21 protein-coding genes and 2 tRNA genes are annotated in these 24,006 nt (G+C 35.5%); 17 read left to right on the forward strand and 6 right to left on the reverse strand.

Annotated features, from left to right (window positions below):
• Window positions 1-82: 82 nt before the first annotated feature.
• The 3 genes from folB (at window position 83) to H4K33_RS07965 (ending at window position 961) form a co-directional block, all read left to right on the forward strand.
• Entirely contained in the window at window positions 83-439 is a 357-nt protein-coding gene (folB, locus tag H4K33_RS07955) for a dihydroneopterin aldolase (protein WP_182647928.1), read from the forward strand.
• Window positions 440-526: 87 nt separating this feature from the next.
• Window positions 527-597 (forward strand) — tRNA-Cys (locus H4K33_RS07960).
• A 289-nt stretch (window positions 598-886) separates the two neighbouring features.
• Window positions 887-961 (forward strand) — tRNA-Pro (locus tag H4K33_RS07965).
• Between the two features lie 301 nt (window positions 962-1,262).
• On the opposite strand, the gene H4K33_RS07970 is transcribed toward H4K33_RS07965, so the two are convergent.
• From H4K33_RS07970 to rnr, 3 genes are all read right to left on the reverse strand, one after another.
• Window positions 1,263-1,940: a LysE family translocator gene (locus tag H4K33_RS07970; RefSeq protein ID WP_182647929.1), complete on the reverse strand. Its 678-nt coding sequence runs from the start codon at window positions 1,938-1,940 to the stop codon at window positions 1,263-1,265.
• A 111-nt stretch (window positions 1,941-2,051) separates the two neighbouring features.
• Window positions 2,052-2,720 (reverse strand): head GIN domain-containing protein, encoded by a 669-nt coding sequence (locus H4K33_RS07975; protein WP_182647930.1) that lies wholly within the window; start codon window positions 2,718-2,720, stop codon window positions 2,052-2,054.
• 1 nt (window position 2,721) lies between these two features.
• A complete protein-coding gene (gene rnr, locus H4K33_RS07980) occupies window positions 2,722-4,899 on the reverse strand; it encodes a ribonuclease R (RefSeq protein WP_182647931.1) in 2,178 nt (725 codons plus the stop codon).
• A gap of 508 nt (window positions 4,900-5,407) precedes the next feature.
• Between rnr and H4K33_RS07985 the strand changes: the two genes are divergently transcribed.
• Both H4K33_RS07985 and rpiB read left to right on the forward strand, forming a co-directional pair.
• Window positions 5,408-7,021, forward strand: coding sequence for an AMP-binding protein (locus tag H4K33_RS07985; protein ID WP_182647932.1), 1,614 nt, complete (start codon window positions 5,408-5,410; stop codon window positions 7,019-7,021).
• A 48-nt stretch (window positions 7,022-7,069) separates the two neighbouring features.
• Entirely contained in the window at window positions 7,070-7,501 is a 432-nt protein-coding gene (rpiB, locus tag H4K33_RS07990; protein ID WP_182647933.1) for a ribose 5-phosphate isomerase B, read from the forward strand.
• A 71-nt stretch (window positions 7,502-7,572) separates the two neighbouring features.
• Here the strand turns inward: rpiB and H4K33_RS07995 are convergent, their stop codons facing one another.
• Entirely contained in the window at window positions 7,573-7,836 is a 264-nt protein-coding gene (locus H4K33_RS07995; RefSeq protein ID WP_182647934.1) for a DUF1294 domain-containing protein, read from the reverse strand.
• 56 nt (window positions 7,837-7,892) lie between these two features.
• On the opposite strand from H4K33_RS07995, the gene H4K33_RS08000 reads away from it, so the two are divergent.
• Complete coding sequence (locus tag H4K33_RS08000; RefSeq protein WP_182647935.1) at window positions 7,893-10,016, forward strand: Tex family protein; 2,124 nt, start codon at window positions 7,893-7,895, stop codon at window positions 10,014-10,016.
• 224 nt (window positions 10,017-10,240) lie between these two features.
• Here the strand turns inward: H4K33_RS08000 and H4K33_RS08005 are convergent, their stop codons facing one another.
• The gene (locus H4K33_RS08005; RefSeq protein ID WP_182647936.1) at window positions 10,241-10,459 is read right to left on the reverse strand and encodes a twin-arginine translocase TatA/TatE family subunit; all 219 of its coding nucleotides are present in this window, start codon (window positions 10,457-10,459) and stop codon (window positions 10,241-10,243) included.
• Window positions 10,460-10,652: 193 nt separating this feature from the next.
• On the opposite strand from H4K33_RS08005, the gene H4K33_RS08010 reads away from it, so the two are divergent.
• The 11 genes from H4K33_RS08010 to H4K33_RS08060 all read left to right on the forward strand — a co-directional run bounded on the left by H4K33_RS08010 (window position 10,653) and on the right by H4K33_RS08060 (window position 22,866).
• Window positions 10,653-11,528 (forward strand): murein hydrolase activator EnvC, encoded by an 876-nt coding sequence (locus tag H4K33_RS08010; RefSeq protein ID WP_182647937.1) that lies wholly within the window; start codon window positions 10,653-10,655, stop codon window positions 11,526-11,528.
• Window positions 11,529-11,535: 7 nt separating this feature from the next.
• Entirely contained in the window at window positions 11,536-13,026 is a 1,491-nt protein-coding gene (locus H4K33_RS08015) for a GH3 auxin-responsive promoter family protein (protein ID WP_182647938.1), read from the forward strand.
• Between the two features lie 20 nt (window positions 13,027-13,046).
• Window positions 13,047-14,723 (forward strand): hypothetical protein, encoded by a 1,677-nt coding sequence (locus tag H4K33_RS08020; RefSeq protein ID WP_182647939.1) that lies wholly within the window; start codon window positions 13,047-13,049, stop codon window positions 14,721-14,723.
• Window positions 14,724-14,848: 125 nt separating this feature from the next.
• Window positions 14,849-15,757, forward strand: a complete 909-nt coding sequence (locus H4K33_RS08025) for an AtpZ/AtpI family protein (protein WP_182647940.1) — start codon at window positions 14,849-14,851, stop codon at window positions 15,755-15,757.
• A gap of 1 nt (window position 15,758) precedes the next feature.
• Window positions 15,759-16,307, forward strand: coding sequence for a dTDP-4-dehydrorhamnose 3,5-epimerase (gene rfbC / locus H4K33_RS08030; protein ID WP_182647941.1), 549 nt, complete (start codon window positions 15,759-15,761; stop codon window positions 16,305-16,307).
• Window positions 16,304-17,074: a dTDP-4-dehydrorhamnose reductase gene (rfbD, locus tag H4K33_RS08035; protein WP_182647942.1), complete on the forward strand. Its 771-nt coding sequence runs from the start codon at window positions 16,304-16,306 to the stop codon at window positions 17,072-17,074. Before rfbC ends, rfbD begins: the two co-directional genes overlap by 4 nt.
• Before the next feature lie 10 nt (window positions 17,075-17,084).
• Window positions 17,085-18,353 carry a flippase gene (locus H4K33_RS08040; protein ID WP_182647943.1) on the forward strand — a complete coding sequence of 423 codons (1,269 nt, stop codon included), beginning with the start codon at window positions 17,085-17,087 and terminating at the stop codon, window positions 18,351-18,353.
• Window positions 18,350-19,405: a glycosyltransferase family A protein gene (locus H4K33_RS08045; RefSeq protein WP_182647944.1), complete on the forward strand. Its 1,056-nt coding sequence runs from the start codon at window positions 18,350-18,352 to the stop codon at window positions 19,403-19,405. The genes H4K33_RS08040 and H4K33_RS08045 overlap by 4 nt, the downstream gene beginning before the upstream one ends.
• 7 nt (window positions 19,406-19,412) lie before the next feature.
• Window positions 19,413-20,822 (forward strand): O-antigen ligase, encoded by a 1,410-nt coding sequence (locus tag H4K33_RS08050; protein WP_182647945.1) that lies wholly within the window; start codon window positions 19,413-19,415, stop codon window positions 20,820-20,822.
• Window positions 20,791-21,591, forward strand: a complete 801-nt coding sequence (locus tag H4K33_RS08055) for a glycosyltransferase family 2 protein (RefSeq protein ID WP_182647946.1) — start codon at window positions 20,791-20,793, stop codon at window positions 21,589-21,591. The genes H4K33_RS08050 and H4K33_RS08055 overlap by 32 nt, the downstream gene beginning before the upstream one ends.
• 48 nt (window positions 21,592-21,639) lie before the next feature.
• Window positions 21,640-22,866, forward strand: coding sequence for an O-antigen ligase family protein (locus H4K33_RS08060; RefSeq protein ID WP_182647947.1), 1,227 nt, complete (start codon window positions 21,640-21,642; stop codon window positions 22,864-22,866).
• Here the strand turns inward: H4K33_RS08060 and H4K33_RS08065 are convergent.
• Window positions 22,863-23,936: a glycosyltransferase gene (locus H4K33_RS08065; RefSeq protein ID WP_182647948.1), complete on the reverse strand. Its 1,074-nt coding sequence runs from the start codon at window positions 23,934-23,936 to the stop codon at window positions 22,863-22,865. The two genes, H4K33_RS08060 and H4K33_RS08065, sit on opposite strands and share 4 nt — an antisense overlap.
• Between the last annotated feature and the right edge of the window lie 70 nt (window positions 23,937-24,006).

Consider the following 24,006-nt stretch of genomic DNA (forward strand, 5'->3'; position numbering starts at 1 on the left):
TCTAAGCATTTTACTTCTACAAAAGAAGATATCTAACTAAAAATAGTCGTAATTTTAGCTTTTAAACTAAAAGAAGGATTTTATGGGGATTATTAGACTCAACAATATTCGTACCTTTTCATTTCACGGATGTATGCCAGAAGAAGCTAAAATTGGTTCAGAATATCGCGTAGATGTTACCGCTTCAGGAAATTTTAGAGATGCTGCTGCGACAGACGAATTGGTTCACGCTATTGATTATGTGCAGTTGAATCAAATTGTAAAAGAAGAAATGGACAAGCGTTCTAAATTATTGGAGACCGTTGTACAGCGTATTATCGATCGCATTTTACTTGAAATAAAGCTAGTAGAGAAAGTTACCGTTGCAGTATCTAAAATTAATCCGCCTATTGGAGGAGATGTAGAATATGTAACCGTTGAGATGCAGGGAGTTAGATAGTTTTTCTAGCATTGAAGATAAAAAACTCACTTAATTGGTTTTTAAATTTAAAAAATAGTAGTAAGTTTGCATCCAATTAATGGATACGGCATCGTGTCCGAGTGGCTAGGAAGCGGTCTGCAAAACCGTCTACAGCGGTTCGAATCCGCTCGATGCCTCAGGAAAAAGGATAGCAATTTGCTATCCTTTTTTTGTTGGTTGTTGGTAAATTCGTTTTTGAATCTTCGATTAAAGGAAGGAATCCCCCTATTTTAGTAAAATTTTCACGACGTTTCGATTTCTCCTTTCCAATTTCCTCTTTCACTTCTCTCCTCTTTCTTCTCTCCTCTTTCTATTTTTCTATTTCTCAATAACTTACAATGTAAAATGAATTTTATGTAAAAAAAGTTGTCAAAACTATTGACAGATTGAATTTTTGCCGTATATTTGCACTCACGATACCGAAAGCGGGGTGTAGCGTAGCCCGGTCATCGCGCCTGGTTTGGGACCAGGAGGTCGCAGGTTCGAATCCTGCCACCCCGACATATTGAAAGCTCTAACGAAAGTTAGGGCTTTTTTTGTATCCTAATCGAATCAAGTTTTACTTGAAATTCGATTAGGATATGAAAAAAGTATAGGAGCGTAGCGAAGCTTTCATTTAGTACAAATCCCCTTTTATGAGGATTAACGTCCGTAGGGAGGTAATCCTGCCACCCCGACTTATTGAAAGCTCTAACGAAAGTTAGGGCTTTTTTTGTTTAAAAAAGATCGTTTACAACTTCACACCACACGAAGTGTGAAAAGACAATAAAAAAAAGAACCACCAGGGTTCTTTTTCTATATCTTATTTTCGTTCCAGCTTAGGAAGAGGTAAGTTTAGTTCTTTGTCTGAGGTCGGAATAAAGGCTTTAACCATAATAATAACGCCAAAGATAATCAGTAAAATACTGCTGATTTTTTTTACTTTGAGAATGTTCTCTGCAGTTAGTTTCTTTCTTAGCTGTTTTGCAAGTAGTATTTTGAAGATATCCGTTACAAAGTATGCAGATATTGCAAAGAGAAAAAATACAAACATACGTTCCGTATTCATGTCCATTTGCGGTCCTAACGTAATGATAATGGCTAACCAAAAGCCCAAAACTCCTACATTGATAAAATTGAGTAAGAAACCTTTTACAAATAAATTTAAATATTCTCTTTTTAGATTTGGAGGAGCAATTTGAATGGTGTGAACCTGTACTTTTTTTAGCTTTACAAAAGAGATTATTCCATAGGTTAGCATGAGTAGACCGCCAAATATAAATAAAGCCGGATCGTCTTTTATAGAATTAATTAGGCGAAAACTACTAAAAAATGCTATTGTAAAAAACAGGGCATCTGCGAGGATTACCCCCATATCAAAAGCAAGAGCTGCACGGATTCCCCTTGTAATACTCGTTTCTATAAGAATAAAAAATACAGGGCCAATCATGAAACTTAGGAAGAAACCTAAGGTAACACCTGTAAGTAAGTCATCGATCATTTACCACAATTAAAAATGCCAATATAGTTTTGATATATTGGCACCTATGTTTATTACCTATTGCAAGGTACAGCTTTTTATTTCAAAAGAATAAGAAAAGAATAAATACTTTTAGTTTCCTTTGCTGATGCTTCCACCCATTACAATTTTTTCATTTATTTTTTTAGGTTTTCCAAAGATGATGATTTCACCTCCGGCACGGGTTTTGGCATCGACTAATTCCGTTGCGTTAACCTTTGCTGTACCTCCGGCATTTACTGTTACTTCTGTTTGTTCACTAATTAATTTTTCGTTGAAAACAGAGGCTCCAGCATTGGCTAGAATATCTTGGGTATTCACTTTACCTGTTAGGGTCATAATACCTCCTGTATACGCTCGTATAGTAGCTTTTTGAGCTTCAATTTTCAAATCAACAGACGCTCCGGTTTTGCTAGTTATCGCTAAACTCGTTGCTTTGAGGGTTTCTGAACTTTTTACTGTAGCTCCTTCTTCGGCAATTACTTCTTCTAAATCTTTGTAGTGCAATTTGATGCGTACATCTCCACCTTGGAAACTTTTAGAAATATTCATTCGAATTTTTAAGTTTCCATTTTTATTTACAAAAGTTACCTCTTCAGCATTAGTTCCCGAAACTTCCATTTTCGTTTCTGTATCAGGGATTAGTGTTAGCTCAATCTTATCAAAGACATTTACGCGTTTGAACTCCCCTACTTGTTTGACTTCTTGCGCAAATCCAATTGTTCCACATAGCGCAATAAATAACATAGCTATTTTTCTCATCTTAGTTCAGTTTTTGTATGTAATTAAAGTCTAATTGTTTTTTTACTAAATCGGCATTTTTTACTGAAACAACAACAGTATCTCCTAACTGAAGTGTGTTATTTGTCGCTTGACCAACCATAGCGTATTGCTTTTCATCATAAACGTAATAATCTTCTTTTATTTCGCGTATACGAACCATTCCTTCACATTTATTTTCGATGATTTCCACGTAAATACCCCATTCAGTAACACCAGAAATAACGCCGACAAAAGCTTTGTCTTTCTGATCTTGCATGTATTTAACCTGCATGTATTTAATGCTATCTCGCTCCGCATTGGCAGCTAAATTTTCCATAGCAGAACAGTGCTTACATTTGGTTTCATATTCTTCAGCATTGACAGAATTTCCACCGTGTAAGTAAAATTCTAGCAAACGGTGTGCCATAACATCGGGATAACGACGAATAGGTGATGTAAAGTGTGAGTAGTAATCAAATGCCAAACCATAGTGTCCTATGTTTTGTGTGGAATAACTCGCTTTACTCATACTTCGAATAGCCAATGTATCGACTAAGTTTTGCTCTTTTTTTCCTTGAACGTTTTTTAATAATTCGTTCAGCGATTTGGAAATGGTATCTCTAGATTTAAAGTTTAACGAATGTCCAAATCTCGAAATAACGGCCTGTAATCCAAATAATTTATCTTGATCCGGTTCATCGTGTATACGATAGACAAATGTTTTCTTTTGTTTGCCTATGAATTCAGAAACCTTGCGGTTTGCCAATAGCATAAACTCCTCAATTAAGTGATTGGCATCTTTGGCCTCTTTAAAGAATACACCAATAGGTTCACTTTCGCTGTTTAGATTGAATTTTACCTCTACTTTATCAAAGGAAATTGCTCCTGCCTTCATTCGTTTCTTACGTAGAATATGAGCTAGTTCATTGAGTGTTAGTACCGCATGCGCAACTTCTGCACTAACTTCTTGATCTTCTCCAGTAATTGAGGTTGATGCAAGAATTGTGCGGTCTTGTGTTTCAATGATGTATTGCGCCTCTTCGTATGCCATACGTTGATCTGAATGTGTAACAGTGCGTCCAAACCACGAATTGATAAGCTCTCCTTTTGGGGTCATTTCAAATACTGCAGAAAAGGTATACTTATCTTCATGAGGTCGAAGTGAACAAGCAAAGTTTGAAAGAACTTCTGGTAGCATCGGAACTGTGCGATCTACTAAATAAACTGAAGTAGCGCGATGAAATGCTTCGTCATCTAAAATTGTACCTTCCTGAACATAATGAGATACGTCAGCAATGTGTACTCCAATTTCGTAGTTTCCATTTTCTAGTGTTTGGAAAGACAAAGCATCGTCAAAGTCTTTGGCATCTTTAGGGTCAATCGTAAAAGTTAGCACCTCGCGCATATCGCGGCGTTTTGCTACTTCTTCCTCTTGAATAGAGGTATCTAGTTTATTGGCAAACTCCTCTACTTCTTTTGGAAATTCACTGGGTAAGCCATATTCTGCTAAAATTGCGTGAATTTCAGTATTGTGTTCTCCTTGCTTTCCAAGTACTTTAACGACTTTACCAAATGGACTGTCTGCTTTCTCCGGCCAATCTTCCAAATCAACGAGTACTACATCTCCTGGTTGTGCACCCAAAAACTTGTCTTTGGGAATAAAAATGTCTGTATACATCTTGGCATCTGCTGTTGTAACAAATGCAAAGTTTTTTTGAATTTCGATCACACCAACAAATTGTGTGCGGTGGCGTTCTAATACCTCAACAACTTCTGCTTCTGGTTTTCTGCCATTTCGCTTGTTGTAGATATAGGCTTTTACTAAATCTCCGTCAAGCGCTTTGTTTAGGTTGTTGGTTGGAATGAAAACATCCTCTTCTAGCTCATCACTAACTAAATAAGCTGTTTTTCTACTCGTCATATCAATATGACCTTCTACGTAATTAGCTTTAGGTACAAAGCGAAATTTACCAAGTTCTACTTCCTCGATAAGCGTTTTGGAAAGCAAAAACTTCAGTTCTTTAATAATTTCATTTCTGCCCTGGGTATCTACTACTTCTAATTGGGCAGCTACTTGTTTATAATTGTAAGATTTAGTAGGATTTTTCCCTAAAAACTTTAAAATCTTATTCGAAAAATCAAATTGTTTTTTCTTTTTATGTTTAATTTTTTTTGCCATTTTTTGAGTTTTTTTCCCAACCTCTTGGGTTATGGAAAGTTGTTTAAATGTACGAAATACTCTTTACTCCGAAGAATAAAAGTCTGTTTTTTGTGTTATTATTGTGAATTACTGGGGCTAAAAAGTGTGCTAATCTTCACTATATCGAAACATAGTTTTTCATTTTTTGGGTAAAGGCAACAAGAAGAATCAGTTGAGGTCTAAGTCTTTTCAATGGTTTTCTACTCGTAGTATGCCTTAAGATGTGTAATTCACACGGAAAACTGAAGACAAAAGTATTTCTTTTTTCTTTAGTAATCGGTCATTTTGTTATTTTTTTACGAAACGAAGATCTTTTTATATCACCTATTCCTAAATTTTTTTTAAAAAAACGGGTGAACCTCTTTTTTTCTCGCAACAAAATGCAATTTTCTACATTGATGCAATTGGTCGAAAAAAGAAAAATTCAATTAACCATCTACTATTTTTTGTATTTTAGGAAAACCAATCATTAAAAGTAAAACAAACGATGAAAGCAATATCTTATGTGCATGGCGCATCAAATATTCCTTTATTAGGGGAAACAATAGGTGAGAATTTTAGAAAGATAACGGAACTGTATCCTAACAAGGAAGCTTTAATCAGTGCGCATCAAAATTATAGGGCTACCTATCGTCAATTTTTTCAACAAACAACAGAAGTTGCAAAAGCACTTTTGGTATTATCTATTGAAAAAGGAGATCGCGTAGGAATTTGGGCTCCGAATTGTTATGAATGGGTACTCTTGCAATATGCAACTGCTCGTATTGGAGTAATTTTAGTGAATTTGAATCCTGCTTATCGCGCCCATGAATTGGAATTTGCAGTGAATCAATCTGAAATAAAAGCTATTATATCTGCTGAATCTTATAAATCGAGTGATTACCGAAAAATGATAGCCGTTGTGCGTGAAGACTGTCCATCGCTGAAAGAGGTCGTGTTTTTAGGGGAAGAATGGAATCAATTCGTCGCTAATGGACAAGCCGTAGATCCAGTAGTTTTAGCTGAAATTGAAAATTCTGTTCAGTTTGGTGAAGCTGTAAATATTCAATATACATCTGGAACAACGGGGTTTCCTAAAGGAGTGACACTTACTCACCACAATATCCTAAATAACGGTTATTTTATTGGCGTACGATTAAAGTACACGGCAAAAGATCGCGTTTGTATTCCAGTGCCATTCTATCATTGTTTCGGTATGGTGATTGGCAATTTATGCTGTACCTCTCATGGAGCAACAATCGTGATTCCCAATGACAGCTTTGATCCCGTTAAAACGCTAGAAGTGGTAGAACGTGAAAAGTGTACTTCGCTCTATGGAGTGCCTACTATGTTTATTGCCGAACTGCAATTGCCCAATTTTAAAACTTATGACCTATCGTCTTTACGCACAGGAGTTATGGCAGGCTCTCTATGTCCAGAGCACGTAATGAAACGCGTAAAAACGGAAATGAATATGGATGAAATCAGTATATGTTATGGTATGACAGAGACCTCGCCAGTTTCTACGCAAACGCATATCGGAATTGATCTTAAAAAACAAGTAAGTACCGTTGGAACGGTACAAGATCACTTGGAAATTAAAATAGTCGATCCAGAAACAGGAGGAATAGTTCCTCGAGGAGAAGCGGGAGAATTGTGCACACGTGGGTATTCTGTCATGTTGAAATATTGGAATAACAGAACCCTAACTGCTGAAGTGTTAGATGAAAATAGATGGATGCATACCGGAGATTTAGCAACGATGGATAATGAAGGTTATATCGCTATTACAGGGCGTATTAAAGACTTGATCATTCGCGGTGGAGAGAATATCTCACCAAAATGGATTGAAGATTTCTTGTATACCCACCCTGATGTAGCAGATGTACAAGTAATTGGTGTACCAAGCGAAAAATATGGCGAAGAAGTTATGGCTTGGGTGATTTTGAAAGAAGGCAAAACGGCAACAGGTGAAAGTATGCGTGCTTTCTGTGATCAGAAGATTGCTCATTACCGCATACCAAAGTATTGGAAGTTTGTTTCGTCTTTTCCTATGACCATTTCTGGTAAAGTTAGAAAGGTGGAAATGCGTCAAATAGCCGTTGAAGAATTAGGATTATAAAAGGCAAAAGTTTTACCTTTGTACAAGAATAATAACACAGCAACACACATGAAAATAGCAATCGGAAATGATCACGCAGGGCCAGCATATAAAAAGGCCATTGTCGATTTTTTACAAGCCCAAGGGCATGAAGTACTAAACTATGGAACAGATAGTTTTGATTCAGTAGATTACCCAGATTTTGGTCATCAAGTAGCCACAGCAGTGGAAAATGGAACTGTAGATTTCGGTATTGTTATTTGCGGAAGTGGAAATGGAATTGCCATGTCTGCCAACAAACACCAAGGGGTGCGTTGTGCCTTGTGTTGGACCAAAGAAATTGCAGAATTAGCGCGTTTACACAACGATGCCAATATAATCAGTATTCCCGCTCGTTTTACTTCCATTGAACAAGCCGTTGCGATGGTAGAAACGTTTTTAAACACCGCTTTTGAAGGTGGTCGTCATGCGAATCGAGTGAGTAAAATCGCGTGTTCTTAAATTGATAAAAAATATAGAAATAGAAAAGCACTTGCCTGAGCAAGTGCTTTTTTTATGATCATCTCCCCTATTTATCGCTTAAACAAAGCAAAAAACAAGACAACTTGAATAATAAACACCGCATAAAACTTCAGTTTAAAACTCTGTTTAGCGTTTTTGTGTTTCAAGTGCCTCATCGCAAGCCACCCTCCTATACTACCTCCCAAAAAACAGAGCGTAAGTAGGTTTTTTTCTGAAATTCTATTCTTGTGTTTGATCGCCCGTTCTTTGTCTATCTTGAACATAGAGAACGTAATATAGTTGATGGCGAAAATGTAAAAGAATAAAAACTTCATCTCATTTATTTATTGGCGCAAAGGTAGTATTTTAGCTATTCTTAAAATAATATATTATGACGTTGATTCATTTTATTCAACAAGCGTTGGATGTTTCTACTAAAAGTATTGAAAACACTTTAGCCTTGTTAGATGAAGCCTGTACCATCCCTTTTATTGCACGATATAGAAAAGATAGAACTGGAAATCTAGACGAAGTTGCCATTGAAAAAATTGCCAAGTACCGCGATTTATACGTCGGAATTGTCAAACGCAAGGAGTCGATTTTAGCCTCTATTGAAGAGCAAGGAAAGCTAACAGTTGAATTGCGTACAAAGATTGAACAGAGCTTTGATTTAGTTGAAATTGAAGATTTGTATTTACCCTATAAAAAAACGCGTAAAACCAAAGCAGATACAGCTAGAGCTTTAGGATTGGAGCCTTTAGCAAAGGTGATTATGGCGCAAAACGCAACAGATATAGCCTCGATTGCAACAAAGTATATTACCCAAGAGGTAGAAGATGAAGAAAAAGCTATTCAAGGAGCTTGCGATATCATTGCAGAATGGATCAACGAACATTTGTATATTCGAAAAGCATTGAGAAGAAAGTTTCAACGTGAGGCTGTTGTTGGAACGAAGGTTGTAAAAGCCAAAATGGAAGAAGAAGGTGCACAAAAATTTGAGCAATACTTCGATTGGTCAGAGCCGTTATATAAAATGCCTGCCCATCGACTTTTAGCTGTGTTGCGAGCAGAGAAAGAAGGTTATATTCGCCTGAATATTGGCGTTGAAAAAGAAGACGCAATTCAATTTATTGAACAAACTATTATTAAAGGCAAAGGAGATGCTGTACCTTATTTACAAAAAGCCATTGCAGATAGTTATAAACGCTTGTTAGAACCCGCCTTGTCTAACGAAGTATTGGCAGAGGCTAAAGCCAAGGCTGACGCTAATTCGATTGCTGTATTTTCCGATAACTTAGCACAATTACTCCTTGCCTCACCTTTAGGTGAAAAGCGTATCCTAGCGATTGATCCAGGATATAAAACAGGTTGTAAGATTGTGTGTTTAGACGAAAATGGCAACTTATTGTACAACGAAACTATTTATCCTCATCCACCACAAAAAGACAGCGTTATTGCTATGAAAAAGGTGCGATCTATGGTCAATTCGTATCGCATTGAGGCTATTGCTATTGGAAACGGAACGGCTTCTCGAGAAACGGAGTTCTTTATTAAGAAAATAGCTTTTGATAAACCAGTACAAGTATTCATCGTAAACGAAGCTGGAGCTTCAGTTTACTCTGCCTCTAAGATTGCAAGAGAAGAATTTCCCAATTACGATGTAACTGTTAGAGGTTCTGTTTCAATAGGACGTCGACTCGCAGATCCATTAGCTGAATTGGTGAAAATTGACCCTAAATCAATCGGTGTAGGGCAGTATCAACACGATGTTGACCAAACGCTATTAAAAAGCGAATTGGATGCTGTTGTAATGAAGTGTGTGAATAAAGTGGGAATCAATATCAATACGGCAAGTAAATCACTGTTGAGCTATGTTTCGGGTATTGGAGAAAAAATGGCAGAGAATATCGTGCAATATAGAGCAGAGCATGGGGCGTTCACTTCTCGTGCCGCATTAAAAAAGGTACCGCGTTTAGGAGAAAAGGCGTATCAACAAGCCGCAGCCTTTATTCGTATTAAGAATGCGACAAATCCTTTAGATGATTCTGCAGTTCACCCTGAAGCCTATCCTGTCGTACAGCAAATGGCCAAAGATTTAAAAGTAACTGTTGAAACATTAATTTCAAATAAAGAGGCTATTGCAAAAATAGAGGTAAAGCACTATGAAACCGCGGATATAGGTATCCTAACGTTAACGGATATTTTGAAAGAATTAGAAAAACCAGGACTAGATCCGCGTAAGGCAGCGAAAGTATTCGAATTCGATCCTTCCGTAAAACAGCTTGCAGATTTAAAAATCGGTCAAGTCTTACCTGGAATCGTAAATAATATCACCAACTTCGGCTGCTTTGTCGATGTAGGAATTAAAGAAAGCGGGTTGGTTCACATTTCTCAACTGAATGAAGGATTTGTTTCTGATGTTAATGAAGTAGTGAAATTGCATCAGCATGTTCAAGTTAAAGTTGTTGATGTTGATCCAGTAAAAAAACGAGTACAACTTTCAATGATACTCTAATATTAAATTTAAAAACACAGTTTGGCACAGTCTTTGTTTTTATTTTAAAAGAAAATGTAAGTAAGGTTTTCTTTGATAAAGAAAGTTAAGTAGTGTTTTTATTATGTTTTATAAGTGAAGTGCCTGTTGAACGTTGTTTCAACGGGCATTTTTTTTAAAATGGCACAATAAAAAATGCGCTATACCTAGGTATAACGCATGTAAATATCGAGATCTAAATGGATTTATTCTGTTTTAGAGTTGTCTTCTTTAGTCGTATCTTTCTTAGATGTTTGTTGAGCATTTTCGTCTCTAGTTGCATCTTTGAATTCCTTGATTCCAGTTCCTAATCCTTTCATCAATTCAGGAATTTTTTTACCACCAAATAACAATAAAATTAAGGCAACGATAATTACTATTTGCCATGGTCCAACCATTCCTAAAAAAATATGTAATGAGTTCATATTATTTTGTTTGAAGATTTTAATAAAAACAAATATAGGAAGAAAAACTGATTCGACTTATTGAAGGATTCGATTATTTAACTTTTTGATCAGTAATATTAACATTATGACCAATTTAATATGTGAATAAAAGCAAAAAAGAGAAGAAGTCAACTTTTTTAATGTTTATATTTGTGTGGAAAACAAGTAGCTTATGTCTAAGAAAGGACTTCAATGGAAGAAATGGAAGAAACGACTTCTAGATAAATATAGAGTAGTGGTAGTGAACGATCGAACGTTTGAAGACATCAGTTCATTTAAATTAAATCTCTTAAATGTGGTTGGTGCAACGACAACAATTGTTTTTCTTTTACTTGTTTCCAATGTTATTTTGCTTATTGTTACACCTTTAAAGGAATATATACCAGGATATTCTTCTTCGGAGTTGAAACAAAAATCAGTGGATTTAGCCTTAAAAGTAGATTCTTTAGAAACGGAAATTAAAAAGAATGAACAATATGTTGCTGCCGTTAAACGCGTGTTACTAGGTGATATTGAAATTACCTCAGCAAGTGTTGATTCTTTGATGAAAACGGAAACGCCACTTCATGCTATTGAACATACCACTCCAAGCGAAAAGGATTTAGAACTTCGTGAGTATGTGCGTTTGGAAGATAAGTACAATCTTTTTACCAATGCAGAAGCTAGAGTTAATATGGTTCTTTTTTCACCAATTGAAGGTACGATTGTTCGAAAGTATGATCCAAAATCTTCTCATTTTGGTATTGATTTTATTGCAGCCAAAAATTCGATGGTTAAATCAGCGGCCAAAGGAACCGTGATTTTTGTTGATTGGACAATAAACGACGGCTATACGGTTATTATATTGCATGAAGAAGGAGTTAGCTCGGTGTATAAGCATTTGTCATCCCTGACCAAGAGCAAATATGAAACTGTACAAGCAGGAGATGTTTTAGGACTTTACAATCAGGAGGAGGGCAAAGGCAAAGTAAGTCAATCGTACCTGCACTTTGAATTGTGGAAAGACAATTATCCATTAGATGCTCAATTATTTATTGATTTAGAATAAAAACAATATGTCTATCAAATCTTTTGGAGCGAAAATATTTGCTTCTATCATCCATAAGAAAACTCAAAAATGGCTTAAAAATCCAGTAGAAACACAAGCAAAGGTGTTAGCAGATTTAATTGCGCAAGCCAAACATACCGCTTTTGGAAAAGATCATCAATTTGACTCGATTCACAATGCCAAAGATTTTGCACAACACGTACCCATCCGAGATTACGAAGGACTAAAACCGTATGTTGATCGCGTGGTGAAAGGTGAAGAACATGTGTTGTGGAAAGGGAAACCTCTGTATTTTGCTAAAACTTCTGGTACAACTTCCGGAGCAAAGTATATTCCCTTGACTAAAGAATCGATGCCTTATCACATTGAAGCTGCTCGAAATGCAATTTTAGCCTATGTACATGAAACGGGTATTGCCGACTTTGTTGATGGTAAGATGATCTTTTTACAAGGAAGCCCTATTCTTGAACAAAAGAATGGAATTAACCTGGGTAGACTATCAGGTATTGTAGCGCATTATGTTCCTGCTTATTTACAGAAAAATAGATTGCCAAGTTGGGAAACGAACTGTATTGAGGATTGGGAAACAAAAGTGGACGCCATTGTAGAAGAAACTGTGTATGAGAATATGACGGTGATTTCTGGAATTCCCAGTTGGGTACAAATGTATTTTGAACGATTGAAGGCAAGAGAAGGAAAAGGAGTAGGTGAGATTTTTAAGAAGTTTAATCTATTTATTTACGGAGGGGTTAATTATGAGCCTTATCGCGCCAGATTTGAACAATTAATAGGAAGAAAAGTTCCTGCTATCGAATTGTTTCCCGCTTCAGAAGGCTTTTTTGCTTATCAGGATTCACAAAAAGAAAAGGGACTTCTATTGCTTTTAAATGCGGGGATTTTTTATGAATTCATCAAAGTAGAGGAATTTTTTACTGAAAATCCCAAGCGTTATACCATCGGTGAAGTAGAAGTAGGCGTTAATTATGTCTTGATTATTTCAACTAATGCAGGTTTATGGGGATATAATATTGGAGATACAGTTCAATTTGTCAACCTTAATCCACATCGAATTGTTGTTTCAGGACGTATTAAACACTTTATTTCTGCCTTTGGAGAACATGTTATTGGCAAGGAAGTAGAAACTGCCCTAGAACAAGCTATGGAAGGGACAACAGTAGAAGTAAATGAGTTTACCGTAGCACCCCAAATTACTCCAGAAGAGGGATTGCCCTATCACGAATGGTTTATCGAATTTGGACAAGCTCCAGATGACATGGAAGAGTTTGCCTTGAAAATTGATCATGCCCTACGCAATCAAAATGTGTATTATGACGATCTAATCGTTGGAAAGGTATTGCGTACTCTAGTGATTCGTTCCGTAGAAAAGGAAGGTTTCCAAACGTATATGAAGAGCATAGGTAAACTTGGGGGACAAAATAAATTACCGAGATTGAGCAATGATAGAACGATTGCCGATCAATTGAAAACAGATAAGTAAGAAATAAAAATTGGAAGACTATGAGAGAGATTAAAAATATTTCAAGAACAAGAGCGCAGGTCTCTTCAGCAGCTATTGAACGCATTTATATCACCATGCGTCATTTGTTTAATAGAGGATTCTATAAACCAATGGGGGTATCTGGTGATACGTTAAGAGAAGCGCTATTAGAATTGCGTCCGGAAATCTATGGAACAATCGCTGAAGAAAAGGTTGAACTAGATGGGTTGTTGTATGTTATTGAACGATTGCCAATAGGTATTGAAGAATGTAGATATATTAACTTAACTTCGGATGAAGGCTATTCTTTTTCTCATTTTCAAGCTATTGTACCACCAAAGCGAAGAAGAAATTGTTACCGCATAGACGAGGAGCAAATGAACATTGAAATTACCAGAGGACGTTCTGATATTTATGATGTTTTGACGCATTTGACTTTTATCTTTATTGAGTCACATAAAATTAAGAATAGAGTTTTAATTGATGAAGAAGGTAAAGTAACGCGCGATTGGAATAAAATTGAACTAGCAGCTAAGCAGAAAGAACCCTTAGAGTTAAAGGATAAAGAAGTAACGATGTCTCATCTTGCCAATGTGTTAGGACGTTCGTTTGCTGAGGTATTAACTGTATACGAGAAGTTTGCTATTCCAGAAAATCCAGATCGATTTTTGGATGTGATCTATTGGTTAGGTAAGTTGGCAATCGAAGAAGAGGTAGATAACAACAAACGTACAATTACTTTTAGTCCATTATTGCGAGAGCGCTTAGGACATCATATATACGGTGAAATTTGGTCGGATCGAATTAAGAGTGTTTTGGTGGAAAAAGGACTCTTAGAACGCCCTATTCACATTATTAGTGCCAATATGCACAGTGTGATGAATTCTATCTTTGCTCCTTCTGTAATGAAAAGTGAAATAGATGTTGAGCAAGAAATAGAAATCTACGAAGAGTTGAGTAAACCCGAAAATAAACCGTTGCGCAACTTAGTGAGAGAACGCGCGGAAAAAGAGGGAATGATCTTCTTGTCGGATGATTCGGGAACAAATATTGATGTGCAAATTTTCGATACAGCGAAGATTAATCTAGCACAAACGAACTTTAAAAAGGCTCAAATCGACGGAGAAAAACCCGTAATTATCGTGATGGATTACGCTTTTGGAGAACAAGCGTATGAAACCATAGACGAATTGTTGAAACCTTATAAAAAACAAATTCAACTCAATGTTGAATCTGTTTCGATCATGGGGAAAGCAGGTATTTTAGAAGGGGGAAAAGGAGATATTATGATTCCATTTGCCCATATTAACGAAGGAACAGGAGATAATTATCCTTTTGACAATGAGTTGACCGTTGATATGTTTGAAAATAACGAAATTCCAGTAGTAGGAGGAACAATGGTTACGGTATTGGGAACTTCTTTGCAAAATAAAGATTTGTTGAAATTCTTTCACGATTCTACTTGGGGTGTTATCGGATTGGAAATGGAAGGAGCTCATTATCAAAAAGCCATTCAATCCGCTTCTAAGATTCGCAAAAGCATTAATCCTAATGTAAAAGTTCGCTATGCGTACTATGCTTCGGATAATCCATTGGAAACAGGAAGTACCTTGGCTTCTGGAGGATTGGGGACAACAGGGGTTAAACCAACGTATTTAATTACAATAAAAATACTAGAACAAATATTTAAAATGTAGTAATTTTAAGATTGCAAATCGCGCACTCTACAGTTGATGGAGTGCTTTTTTGTTTTTAATGCTACACTATTGTGAATTATGTAGTAGTTTTATAGGTTTACAAGTAAAAACGTTAGATAGTAAAAATGAAAGATAGCAATAAATACGACAATGAATTGGATATAATTGACTTGAAGTTTTTTGTAGAGAGTAATATTTTTAAAATATTGAAGTACTTAAAAAAGAACGGAATATATCTTGCAATAATTGTAGGTATTGGTTTTGGAGCAGGCTATTATTTAGATAAGAAGCAAGGGAAGGAACCAGTAATTACGACAAAAGAGGATAGACTAGTACAAAAGCAAACAGCCATTGTATTTAATTATAATTCAATTGATTTGGCGAAGCGATGGATGGAGGAATATCTTCTCGATAAACATTGGAAAGAGGCGGGATTAGTTGACCTTAAGATAGAAGAGTTGGCCGATAAAACATCTGAAGGAGAACGTATAGAATCCTCAGGTGAAAATTCATCAACGCTTGTTGAAAAGGAAAAAGCAAAATTAGGTCTTTTTGCTACTGATTTTCACTACTATAAATGCGTGATTATAGCAAAAGAAGGATTTGATTTTAAATTATTTTGGAAGGATTTCACAACTAAAATAGAACGCGTTCCCCACTTTGCGAAAACAAAAGAGTTACATCAACTTTTTCTAAGTGAGAGAGTGGAAGAGATAAGTAATTACATCATTCGACTAAATAAACTGCTTGAAAAAGAGACAATGGCTGCAACAGATTTGCTTGCCGTGTTTAAGGAAAAGAAGGCATTAGAAGAAGAGTTAGTAACCCTTAAAATTATACAAGCACAAACGGCTTCTGTTGTCTTTGAGGCGTATGAAATAAGCAAGTCTGACGAGATAATTGAAAACAACGGATTGAACTCAAACGCGATTTCTCACAAAAAGATTCAATTTCCTATTGTGGGGTTGGTTTTGTTCCTTCTAGGTCAATGGATCTATACGATCAATAGAAACTATACAAAAAAGAAGGGGTAATATGGAAATAAGAACTACAGCACTATCCGGTTGTTTGGTTGTAAAGCCCAAGGTTTTTACCGATCATAGAGGTTGTTTCTTTGAAAGTTATAATCGAGAATTATTTGAAAAAGAGACTGGACTACAGGTTGATTTTGTACAAGACAATCAGTCGTTTTCCACAAAAGGCACTTTACGTGGGTTGCACTTTCAGCAAGGAGCATATCAACAGGCGAAATTAGTTCGTGTTATCCAGGGCGAAATCCTCGATGTTGTTGTTGACCTAAGGAAAAACTCGCCTAGTTACGGACAGCATTTTACGATGATTTTAAACGATGTAAATCAAGAGCAATTATTTATTCCAAGGGGCTTTGCTCATGGATTTTTAGTGCTGAGTGAAACGGCAATATTTGCTTATAAATGCGATAATTATTACAATAAAGAGGCAGAAAATGGAATTCTGTATAACGATCCTACTTTGGCAATTGCTTGGACAGAGCTAGATCAAGAATATCTTATTTCCGATAAGGATTTGATATTGCCTTCTTTTCAAGAAATCACACCCTTATGATGCAAATTCTTGTAACAGGTGCAGCAGGTCAAATGGGGCAAGCTTTGCAAGCTATTGCTCCTCAATTTCCTCAAGCTAGTTTTATATTTTTGTCAAGCAAAGATTTAGATATTACAAAAATAGAAGACTGCGTTGTTGTTTTTTCAAAATTTCAACCTGACTATTGTATTAATTTAGCGGCTTACACCAATGTGGAAAAGGCGGAAGAGGAGGTAGAATTAGCTTACTTGGTCAATGCTGAAGGATGTAAAAATTTGGCGGAGGTATGTTTGCAATTTGATGCAATATTGCTTCATATTTCTACTGATTTTGTGTTTGATGGTCAGCAAAATACGCCCTATAAAGTGACAGATGTTCCGAATCCTATTAATGTCTACGGTGCATCAAAATTAAAGGGAGAACAATATATTCAAACTTTAGGGGTTAAGCATTATATCATTCGTACCTCTTGGGTGTATTCTATCTTTGGGCATAATTTCAGAAAAACAATGTTGAATTTAGCACAAACACGTTCAGAAATAAGCGTGGTTGATGATCAAATAGGATGCCCTACCAATGCAATTGACGTCATGGAGTATAGTATGTCCCTTATCGTTGAAAAAGCAGCGTTTGGATTGTATCATTACCGCGGTGATCGTTGCTGTTCGTGGTATGATTTCGCAGTTTCCATTTTTCAGGAAGAAGGCATAGAAATGAAAGTTAATCGAATCAAGTCAGAGGATTATATAACGAAAGCAAAAAGACCAAAATACAGCGTATTAGAATAAACAAAATGTTATGAATCGGATCAAAATGTTTTTTAAGGAACAGAATTTTAGAGTATTAATCGGCAATTTTTTATCCTTAACGGTATTGCAGGTTTTAAATATACTCCTGCCTTTCTTAACGATTCCCTATTTGCTTCGCGTAGTTGGTGTTGAAAAATTTGGTTTGATCAGTTTTGCCTTGGCATTCGTAACCTTTTTTCAAATTGTGGTGGAGTATGGATTCAACACAATTTCAACAAGGGATGTATCTGTTGTATCTAGAGATACTAAAGCAGTTCAATATATTTTTAATAAAGTGTTGACTACAAAGCTTTTCTTGCTTTGTGTCAGTACGGTTGTTTTCTTATTAACGGTTATTCTAATACCAAAGTTTAGAACCGATTTAGAGGTATATCTCTTTACTTATGTCATGGTTATTGGACAAGCACTGTTTCCCGTTTGGCTGTTTCAAGGCTTACAACAAATGAAATATATAACGTATTTAAATGTTATATTTAAAACAAGTTGTACACTTTTAATCTTTATTGTGGTCAAACAAGAAAGTGATTATTATTACGCACCACTGCTTACTTCTATGGGCTTTTTGCTGAGTGGGATATCTGCACTTTGGGTAGTAAGATCAAAGTTTAATATTCACTTTTCCTTTTGCAGTTTTAAGCAAGTAAAAGAACAACTACGTCAGGCGAAATATCTTTTTATGTCGGAATTTCAGATTGCACTAATTGCAAATGCAAACGTATTGATTGTCGGATTTTTATTAAATGATAGTGCTGTGGGTTATTATGCAACTGCAGAAAAGGTAATTCGCGCAGTGTCTAATCTTCAAGCGCCAATTATCAATGCCTTTTATCCGTATATCTCTAAGTTGATGCTAGAAAACAAAACAAAAGCAATTCTCCAAATTAAGAAATTAGCGCGTTTTGGTGCTTTGGCTGATATAGTAGGTCTTGTACTGTTGTTTCTCTTTTCAGAATTCATTTTCACCATCCTTTTTGGAAGCCAACCAACACAAAGTGTTTTAGCTTTTCGAATTATGATTTTATTTCCGTTACTTTCTTTTCTAGATCAGCTGTTTGGAAAGTTAGTTCTATTAACAAACAACAAAGAAAATCTATTTTTTAAAGTCTTTTTTTATACCTCTATCGCTAGCGTTTTATTATGTGTGGGATTAACTTATCAGTTGGGATTTGTAGGTACAGCGATAGCCAGTACTATTGCCCAATCTCTGCTTGCTATAGGAATGTGGTATTATGCTAAACCCTTTTTGAAAACATCATGACAACACCACGAGTTAGTATTATTATTCCGGTTTACAATGGAGCAAAATTCATTGAAAGGACGTTGATAGCACTTCTGAATCAAAGTTTGAATGCTATTGAAATTATTGTAGTTGACGATGGTTCTACCGACCATACTCTTGCGGTTGTAAATGCAATGTCAGATCCTAGGATACGAATCATCTCAAAGGAAAATGGAGGCGTGAGTTCCGCTCGTAATACAGGAATCAAGGCCGCCAGAGGTGAATATATTGGTTTTGTAGATGCAGATGACACAGTAAAAGAGGATTTTTATGAGCAATTGTTAGGTTCATCATCTGAAGTTGATGTGGTTATCAGTGGTTTGTTAATTGAAAAAGAAGGGAATTTTGTACATAAAGAATCACTGCTCGAATCCAATAGAATTTACAGCCAAAAAGAGTTTGCAGAAGAAGTATTAGCCCGCTATTTGACCGTTGAGAATTTAGATCTACTCTCTGTAGTAAATAAAATATATAAACGCGATTTTTTAATGGATAAGGCTATTTTATTCGATGAAAATTTGACGTTAGAAGAAGATGGAATGTTCAATCTTCAAGTCTATACCACCATGAATGCATTAGTTCAAATTGCATATTCGGGCTATTATTATCTAGAGAATGAAGCGAGTGTGACTAGAGACTTTATGGGGAGTAATGCTTTGGAACAACTCGTTCAAAAGTTTAATTATGACTATAAAAATGCAGCTACCTTAGCTTTTAGTGAGGCACAAATACGTACCTTTAAGTCATCAAGATTCATGTATAGTATTTGTTTTTTACTTTTTAGGTTATCCAAGTCCAAAATGAAAAGAGCAGAAAAGAATGCGTTTATTGATCGAATTATGCAAGAACCGACGGTTCTGTATGCTGCACAACATCTGAATGTGTATTATGTACAGCATCGCTCTAAATTTGAAAAAATAATAGGTTGGTGTATCCAAAACAAGCGTGTGTTATTGATCAAAGGCCTCGTTCAGATGCTATCAATCGCACACCGAACCAAACTCATTGAGATGATGAGAAAAATAAACTAAACAGATAATGGATTTTCGTAAACTATATTTAGCACTATTCTCCTTAGGGTTGTTCTTTTTACCTTTCAATAGTTTAGAGGGGTATAAAATATTGAGCATTTTTAAGAAAGAGGGAAGCGCTTATTTTTGGTTGCCCGCGATAGGATTGTTATTCATTGCTTTTTTTGTGTTTAGAAAGAAAATAACCGTACCAATCTTCTCCAAATCATACAAGATCTTCTTCTTGTTTTTGGCCTTTTCAGTCTTGACACTTTTATTGAACCTAAGTGATATCGTGCAACATTTTTACAAGCAAAAATCGGGAATTTACATGTTTGGCGTTAATTTCTTTATGCTGCTTTTTGTAGGAGTAGGTATCGTACTGCTGGTTCACAATGCTTTTAGAGGAATGAAAGTAGAAAGTATCTTTCTTCTGACTAGGAAAATTATTTTTTGGTCTTTTCTTTTTGTTTTTGCTTATGCTTTGCTGCAACTACTGATCTTGAGATTTGAAGTCTTTCGTTTAGAACCTCTTTTTTTAGCTCTTGATTATTTACCCTTCGTTAATGGACATTTGTTTTACAATACAACGCGGTTAAATTCTGTCTCTTTTGAGGTGCCTGCGTTAGGAACCTATCTCATTTTTATTCATGGATGGATGTTTAGCTATATCCTGACTAATCAGAGTAAATGGCGTTTTATTCCTTTCGCATTAGTGCTGTTTTTAGTTTATTTTAGTGGAGCACGTTCAGCTTTGGTTTCTATTTTACCTCAGCTTTTGGTTATTCTATTGCTTTATAAACCCGTTCAAAATTTTGTGATAAACAATGCGTTTTTTGCTTTGAAAAGCCTTGCCTTTGTACTCCTTTTGCTGTTTGCAATAAAAGGAAGTAGTATACTTGATCGCATACAACAAACAAGTATAGAGCAGTTGGTAGGGACAAGTATTTCAAACAAAAGTAGAATAGGAATGCAGGTAGCTTCTTTGCATGTCTTTAGTGATTCTCCGATTTATGGTGTTGGATTGGGACAAGAAACCTACAGTAAAATGAACTATTATCCCACTTGGGCCGTTAAAGATAATTATGAGTTTAGTGAGATGTATTTAAACGAAGAAGACCGCATGTATCCGCCAGCCTTTAATGTCTATACAAAACTATTGGCCGAAACAGGAATAATTGGTTTTTTGTTGTTTGTTTGGTTCCAAGTAACAAGCCTCAAGGAAACACTCATTTTAATTGCTAGAACTTCAGGGACAAAGCGTATTTTTGCGCAAACATTGCTGATTACCCTTGTTGGACTAATCGTAAATTGGGGACAAAATGACGATTATATGCTGTATGGTTTCTGGATTAGCTATGCATTTGTATTAATATTGATGAATACCAAAATAAAAAATGAAAGAGGTGAAAATTTCAGTAGTAATTCCTTGTTATAATTGTAGTGCTACTATTGATGTATGCATAGCTAGTGTTTTTAGTCAAAGTTATCTTCCTTTTGAACTTCTTTTAATAGATGATGGGTCAAAAGATCAAACCTTAGAAAAACTGTATGCAATCAAAACGCAATACGCCAATGAACCTGTATCTATTACCGTTGTAACGCAAAAAAATCAAGGGCCTTCTGTAGCAAGAAATGTTGGATTAAACCTTGCCAAAGGAGACTGGATTGCCTTTCTTGATTCTGACGATGTTTGGCATAAAGATAAGCTGAATAAACAAGTTGAGGTATTGACTAATTACCCTGATGCAGTCGTCGTAGGGGGAGAAAAAGGCGTCTTTAAACCTGAAATAAGCGCAGCACATGTAGCAAAAATAAACTTTAAAAAACTGTGCTTTAAAAACTACTTTCTGACGTCTTCATCAATGGTTAAAAGAGCACACTTACAAGGTGTTTTGTTTAATGTTACTCAAAAACACTCTGAAGATTATCGCTTTTTCTTCGATTTATTGAGTAAAGGTGACTATGGTGTTTGTCTCTTTGAAAATCTGTCTTGTAGTATAACAATGAAGCGAGATTTTGGAGATTCAGGTTTATCCGGAGATATTTACAAAATGCAACGAGGAGAATTATCCAATTTTAAATACCTGTATCAAAACAAACAGTTGAATATAGTTGAATATGCGTTTTTCTACCTTTTTTCAAATTTGAAATTTTTTAGAAGATTTATTATTTCTATAGGATATAAACTTGTAAATAAGGAGTAGCTTAGCTTGATTATTTAGAAAAAAGTTGATTGAGGAAGCACCATTGTTATGAAAGAAAAAGCGATTACAATCATTAAACACACTTTGTTAGCCACCTATGTTGGTTTTTTAGTGTTTAATTTCAAGATTATCAATCTAGCCTTACTTGCCTTATTGCTTTTTTTTCTTGTTACTTTTAAAGAAAACAGAGCACAGCTATTCGCCAATTGGAAAGAGAATCGATTGATTTATGGGACACTTTTAGCCATGATTGTCTTTCAGTGGATACACGGTGTTATTTTTGATGATTTAAGTGAAAAACGCTTTGGATTCTTGGCCATTCTCTTTGCTTCTTCTACTGTTTTACTTTGGATTAAAGATATTCGATTTATCCTGTATTGCTATTTGAGTTGTTTGCTTCTTTTAGTTGTAATAGGAAGTTATAATTTACTGCAGTACTACCTAACGACGGATTATTTTACCATAAATAAAGGAGGGCACATCGATACACTACTTGTCGTAGCAAGACCTTATGTTGGCTTTATGTTGAACATTGGGATATTAATTAGCTTGTATTTATCGCGTAGACAGAACAAGTATAAACTATATTTCATTCTATTAAGTCTACTTTTCTTAACTTACTTAGCTTTTATTGGAAATCGTATACAAATTGTTTCCTTGATCCTTGTCGCTCTTTTATACGGGATTTTTTACATGAAAACCAATTGGATTAAAAAAGCCATTGGGTTATTCGGTTTTAGTATGGCAATCGTTCTTCTTTTTGCGCTAACTCCTACGTTGAAAGAGCGTTTTGAACTCAATTCACTATCAACATTAGATAACTTAGTTTCGAGGTTAGAGCAAAAGGAACCGCGTGTGTTGATTTGGAAATGCGCATTTTCTTTTACTCATGAAGATACCTTTAATCCTATACAAGGACTGGGAAAAGTTAAAACCTTAGACGATAAATTAGCGCAGTGTTATGAAGATAATACGCACGGCAACCCTATGCGTGATTATTTTTTAGAAGCGTTGTTTAATACACACAATCAATTTATTGAATACTATGTTTTAACAGGTGTAGTAGGAGGTGGTTTGCTTTGCCTCTTATTTGCCTTTCTCCTTGTAAAAGTGAAGCGCTTTTTTATTCCAATCGCGTTAACGTGTTCGCTTTTTAATTTTTGTTTCGTTGAGAATCTGTTTAATAGACAATTAGGGGTGTATTTGTTTGGTTTTGTACTTACCCTTATCGTATTGCTTTACAAACAACAACTGGAAGATACTGCAAAAAATTAAGCCTGATATAGAGTGAGTAGTTCACTAAAGTTTTTGTTTTTATCAAACTTATTTTGACAAATAGCATAAGCTTGTTCTCCCATATTCTTTCGATAATCGTTATCTTCTAATTGAGTTATTAGCGGAAGTAAATCTGTTTCTTTTGTAAATAAGAAACCGTTGTATTGAGGTTGAACAATATCGTTATTTCCAATTACATCTGTAGCGATAATCGGTTTTCTAAAAGCCATTGCTTCTAGAACAGCGATTGGCAACCCCTCCCAAAGCGAGGTTTGTATGTATAGATCTAGTTGATTTAAATAAGGAAAAACCGCAGTGTTATTTGTAAACCAGCCCGATATGGTAATATTAGGTGCGGTCAATTGATGGCGAAGCTCTCCATCACCAATCCATATAAATTGATGTTGTGGAAACAACAAAGCAACTGCATTGAAGAGCGCTGGATTTTTCTGGTATGAAATTCTGCCAATTGTTCCAATAACTAATTGTGAACTGCTGTTTTCTTTTTCAATATAGTGTTGATTAAGGTGAGATAAGTCAATTCCATTTCGAACCAAAAGAGATCTGCCAATTCTTTGAGCAATTTTATACTCTGTATCCCCACAAGCAATTGTCGTTCCACCAAAAATAAGTTGAGTTAGTTTTTCTATGCTGTAAAAGAGTTTTTGCTTGGTAGGAGAAATATCCTGACGCAAAAAAGAATATCCGTGAGGTGTATAGAACACCTTGCGTTTAAATTGCAACATAAAACACGCCCATCTACCAATCACACCAGCTTTAGACGAGTGTAAATGAATAACATCGGGTTGCAGTTGCTTAATGGTACGTCTTAATGCAAAAGTAGAGCGTATATCCTGTAATGGTCTAAGTTCTCTTTCCATTTCAATAGGAATTAACCGAATAGAAGAAGGAAAATCTTGGTCAATTTGATCTTGTGTAATTTCTTTTCGCTTGTTGCTGTATATAATATAGGTTTCAATATCAGGGTATTGACTAAAAAACAAAGCCAAGTCCTTGAAATAAGAATACACACCTCCACCAAAAGATTCTACAATATGGATAATTCGCATTAGCAGTCTAAATTTTTAAAGACAAATTTAGTTTATTTATTTAGGATTTGTAAAATCATTAAGGAACTAA

It is taken from the genome of Myroides sp. WP-1 (assembly GCF_014145635.1).
Lineage (GTDB): Bacteria > Bacteroidota > Bacteroidia > Flavobacteriales > Flavobacteriaceae > Flavobacterium.

What these genes read in the sequence shown, in the direction of transcription:
- folB (WP_182647928.1), top strand. Translation starts at nt 83, where the DNA reads ATGGGGATTATTAGACTCAACAATATTCGTACCTTTTCATTTCACGGA.
- H4K33_RS07970 (WP_182647929.1), bottom strand. Translation starts at nt 1,940, where the DNA reads ATGATCGATGACTTACTTACAGGTGTTACCTTAGGTTTCTTCCTAAGT.
- H4K33_RS07975 (WP_182647930.1), bottom strand. Translation starts at nt 2,720, where the DNA reads ATGAGAAAAATAGCTATGTTATTTATTGCGCTATGTGGAACAATTGGA.
- rnr (WP_182647931.1), bottom strand. Translation starts at nt 4,899, where the DNA reads ATGGCAAAAAAAATTAAACATAAAAAGAAAAAACAATTTGATTTTTCG.
- H4K33_RS07985 (WP_182647932.1), top strand. Translation starts at nt 5,408, where the DNA reads ATGAAAGCAATATCTTATGTGCATGGCGCATCAAATATTCCTTTATTA.
- rpiB (WP_182647933.1), top strand. Translation starts at nt 7,070, where the DNA reads ATGAAAATAGCAATCGGAAATGATCACGCAGGGCCAGCATATAAAAAG.
- H4K33_RS07995 (WP_182647934.1), bottom strand. Translation starts at nt 7,836, where the DNA reads ATGAAGTTTTTATTCTTTTACATTTTCGCCATCAACTATATTACGTTC.
- H4K33_RS08000 (WP_182647935.1), top strand. Translation starts at nt 7,893, where the DNA reads ATGACGTTGATTCATTTTATTCAACAAGCGTTGGATGTTTCTACTAAA.
- H4K33_RS08005 (WP_182647936.1), bottom strand. Translation starts at nt 10,459, where the DNA reads ATGAACTCATTACATATTTTTTTAGGAATGGTTGGACCATGGCAAATA.
- H4K33_RS08010 (WP_182647937.1), top strand. Translation starts at nt 10,653, where the DNA reads ATGTCTAAGAAAGGACTTCAATGGAAGAAATGGAAGAAACGACTTCTA.
- H4K33_RS08015 (WP_182647938.1), top strand. Translation starts at nt 11,536, where the DNA reads ATGTCTATCAAATCTTTTGGAGCGAAAATATTTGCTTCTATCATCCAT.
- H4K33_RS08020 (WP_182647939.1), top strand. Translation starts at nt 13,047, where the DNA reads ATGAGAGAGATTAAAAATATTTCAAGAACAAGAGCGCAGGTCTCTTCA.
- H4K33_RS08025 (WP_182647940.1), top strand. Translation starts at nt 14,849, where the DNA reads ATGAAAGATAGCAATAAATACGACAATGAATTGGATATAATTGACTTG.
- rfbC (WP_182647941.1), top strand. Translation starts at nt 15,759, where the DNA reads ATGGAAATAAGAACTACAGCACTATCCGGTTGTTTGGTTGTAAAGCCC.
- rfbD (WP_182647942.1), top strand. Translation starts at nt 16,304, where the DNA reads ATGATGCAAATTCTTGTAACAGGTGCAGCAGGTCAAATGGGGCAAGCT.
- H4K33_RS08040 (WP_182647943.1), top strand. Translation starts at nt 17,085, where the DNA reads ATGAATCGGATCAAAATGTTTTTTAAGGAACAGAATTTTAGAGTATTA.
- H4K33_RS08045 (WP_182647944.1), top strand. Translation starts at nt 18,350, where the DNA reads ATGACAACACCACGAGTTAGTATTATTATTCCGGTTTACAATGGAGCA.
- H4K33_RS08050 (WP_182647945.1), top strand. Translation starts at nt 19,413, where the DNA reads ATGGATTTTCGTAAACTATATTTAGCACTATTCTCCTTAGGGTTGTTC.
- H4K33_RS08060 (WP_182647947.1), top strand. Translation starts at nt 21,640, where the DNA reads ATGAAAGAAAAAGCGATTACAATCATTAAACACACTTTGTTAGCCACC.
- H4K33_RS08065 (WP_182647948.1), bottom strand. Translation starts at nt 23,936, where the DNA reads ATGCGAATTATCCATATTGTAGAATCTTTTGGTGGAGGTGTGTATTCT.